We start from the raw sequence: 704 nt of genomic DNA on the forward strand, positions 1-704 counted from the left end.
ATGAGCACCTTGATCTGAATGAATAAATGCATCTGGGGCAAGCGTAATATCTTTATTATTCATTAATTTATGTATTGTATCAGTTGCTATATCTAGCGATAAGCTAGTAGATACATTATAAGCTAGTATCTCATTTGTAGAGCTATCTTTAATTGTAGATAGATATGCTCTCTTACTATTACCATATGATAGGTAAGTTATATCTGTAAGTAGTACTTTACCAGGTATATTTTGTTTAAATTCTCGATTCAATAAATTTGGAACTATTCTATGCTCTTGATTGGCTTTCGCCATTCTTTTATAAGGATTAGCCTTTCTTATAGGACATATAATTTTGTATTTTTTCATTATTCTTCTGATGCGCTTTAAATTGTATACAATATCAAACTGATTTTCTAATGTCAGTTTAATTTGACGTGCACCTTTTTTGCGATTCTTGAAATTGTATGCTTTTAAAATCAACTCTTTTGCTGCTTTATCACTAAGCTCTCGCTTATTTCTTGACTCTATAGCAGTCTTAGAAAAATAATTATAATATCCTGACCTTGACACATCAACCAGAGTACATAGATAACTAATCATATTTTTCAATTTATATTTTTTTACTATATCTCGTATTATTATGAACTTGTCTTTAGGAAGCAATTTTATTTCTTTGGTATCATCATCCTTTCTATCATATCGATCTTTTTTAGAAGTTCGTT

The 704-nt window shown here is 28.8% G+C and carries 1 pseudogene; it reads right to left on the minus strand.

Going from position 1 to position 704, the window contains the following annotated elements:
- Positions 1-704, minus strand: a pseudogene (locus tag Tmeso_RS15835) (IS3 family transposase); the annotation flags it as partial.

It is taken from the genome of Tepidibacter mesophilus, assembly GCF_002724055.1.
GTDB classification, from domain to species: Bacteria; Bacillota; Clostridia; order Peptostreptococcales; family Peptostreptococcaceae; genus Tepidibacter_A; species Tepidibacter_A mesophilus.